General features: G+C 52.7%; 1 protein-coding gene, 2 tRNA genes and 2 rRNA genes. All 5 read left to right on the top strand.

Going from position 1 to position 2215, the window contains the following annotated elements; translation table 11 throughout:
• Positions 1–976: ribosomal RNA gene (locus tag PLF13_15060) — 23S ribosomal RNA — on the top strand; the annotation flags it as partial.
• 178 nt (positions 977–1154) lie between these two features.
• Positions 1155–1230: transfer RNA gene (locus tag PLF13_15055), tRNA-Lys, on the top strand.
• Positions 1231–1233: 3 nt separating this feature from the next.
• Positions 1234–1309 (top strand) — tRNA-Glu (locus PLF13_15050).
• A 3-nt stretch (positions 1310–1312) separates the two neighbouring features.
• Positions 1313–1429, top strand: a 5S ribosomal RNA gene (gene rrf / locus PLF13_15045).
• A 128-nt stretch (positions 1430–1557) separates the two neighbouring features.
• Entirely contained in the window at positions 1558–2100 is a 543-nt protein-coding gene (locus tag PLF13_15040) for an RNA polymerase sigma factor (GenBank protein ID HOP08585.1), read from the top strand.
• Positions 2101–2215 lie beyond the last annotated feature (115 nt).

Here is a 2215-nt window from a genome sequence, read left to right as displayed (position 1 = left end):
AGGTAGCGAAATTCCTTGTCAGGTAAGTTCTGACCCGCACGAATGGTGTAACGATCTGGACACTGTCTCAACTGCCCGCCCGGCGAAATTGTAGTACCGGTCAAGATGCCGGTTACCCGCGACAAGACGGAAAGACCCCATGGAGCTTTACTGTAGCCTAATATTGAACTTCGGTATTTCATGTATAGGATAGGTGGGAAACTGGGAAGCCGGGACGCTAGTTTCGGTGGAGTTAACGTTGGAATACCACTCTTGAAGTATTGGAGTTCTAACCTGCGGCTCTGAATCGAGTCGGGGGACATTGTTAGGTGGGCAGTTTGACTGGGGCGGTCGCCTCCAAAAGAGTAACGGAGGCGCTCAAAGGTTCGCTCAGCATGGACGGAAACCATGCAATAGAGTGTAAACGCAGAAGCGAGCCTGACTGCGAGACTGACGAGTCGAGCAGAAACGAAAGTTGGAGTTAGTGATCCGGCGGTATGAGAGTGGAATTGCCGTCGCTCAACGGATAAAAGCTACCCTGGGGATAACAGGCTGATCTCCCCCAAGAGTCCACATCGACGGGGAGGTTTGGCACCTCGATGTCGGCTCATCGCATCCTGGGGCTGAATTCGGTCCCAAGGGTTTGGCTGTTCGCCAATTAAAGCGGTACGCGAGCTGGGTTCAGAACGTCGTGAGACAGTTCGGTCCCTATCTGTCGTGGGCGTTGGATATTTGAGGGAAGCTGTCCTTAGTACGAGAGGACCGGGATGGACGCACCTCTGGTGCACCAGTTGTCACGCCAGTGGCATAGCTGGGCAGCTATGTGCGGATCGGATAAACGCTGAAGGCATCTAAGCGTGAAGCCGTTCCCAAGATAAGATATCCCATTGTTTTAAACAAGTAAGACCCCTTGCAGACTACAAGGTTGATAGGCTCAATGTGTAAGCGCGGCGACGCGTTAAGCTTGCGAGTACTAATCGGTCGAGGGCTTGACCTTTCGCTTTCTTTCTCTTCAAAAATTATTCCCCGGCAACATTCGTTGCCGGACATATCGCAGCATTTCCTCTCGGAAATGCATGTTCTTATTCGGTTTTCAGGGCTCCTGATCCGCAGGATCGGGTATACCCTGTTGACAACAGGCCCTGTCTGCATGACAGGTTCCCTGTCTTTGGTATGCGCCATTAGCTCAGTTGGTAGAGCAGCTGACTCTTAATCAGCGGGCCCTGGGTTCGAGTCCCTGATGGCGCACCACATGGCTCGGTGGTCAAGCGGCCTAAGACTCCGGCCTCTCACGCCGGCAACGGGGGTTCGAATCCCCCCCGGGTCACCAACAGTCGGTATTGATTACGGCGAGGTTCCACCTGTTCCCATTCCGAACACAGAAGTTAAGCTCGTTCGTGCCGAAAATACTTGGAGGGCAGCCTCCCGGAAAGATAGGTCGGTGCCGACACCAATGTCCCGTTCCTTTTGGAACGGGACATTTTTTATGTTTTTTTGGAATTCCTCTTTCTTTTTTGCGCATCAAATTTATAATAAAATTACACTATCTTTACGATAGCCATGAATGGTGGTGTGGTTATGATATTGGATCCCGGTTTGGCTTTAAAGGCGCGGGACGGCGACAGAGATGCGTTTGCCGCGCTTTATGAGGCTTGTTATCCTGAGCTGTACCGGTTTGCCCTGTATACGCTCGGAAATCAGGAGGATGCGCTGGATGCGGTCTCGGACACGTTTCTTGAGGCTTTCAAAGGCATATCCAATTTACGGGAGCCGGCCGCCTTCAAGGGCTGGATTTTCCGGATCCTGAGCATCCGATGCAAACGTGCCGTCGGGGGCCTGATCCTGCGCCGGAACACCTTCGATCTCGATGATTTTATCGAGACTTCCGATGGGGGCGCGGTCAGTCTTGAGGACGCGGCCGTGGACAATGCGGCGCTCGCAAAGGCGCTCGCAAGGCTTCAGCCCGAAGAGCGCATGATTCTTGTGCTCAATGTGCTTCACGGCTACACGACAAAGGAAATTGCAGAAATGCTGGCCAAACCTCAGGGAACCGTGAGTTCAAAGCTTCACCGTACATACGGGAAGCTTCGTGAAATGCTGGGAGGTGAGGATGATGGCTGAAAATGAGGAAGAAATGTTTACGGAATCGCTGAAACAACGGCTTTTCAACCTTGACCAGTCCATCCCAGTTCCGCCGATGCCGGATACCGGTTCGCTTTTTGATAAGCTGCCGGAA

The sequence above is a fragment of the Candidatus Zixiibacteriota bacterium genome, assembly GCA_035380245.1.
Taxonomy (GTDB): domain Bacteria; phylum Zixibacteria; class MSB-5A5; order GN15; family FEB-12; genus DAOSXA01.
The sequence above is the reverse complement of the archived record's forward strand: the minus strand, read 5'-3'. Positions and strand labels throughout refer to the sequence as shown.

Bases quoted from the DNA above. Each gene is read 5' to 3' on its own strand.
- PLF13_15040 (HOP08585.1), top strand. From the start codon at position 1,558: ATGATATTGGATCCCGGTTTGGCTTTAAAGGCGCGGGACGGCGACAGA.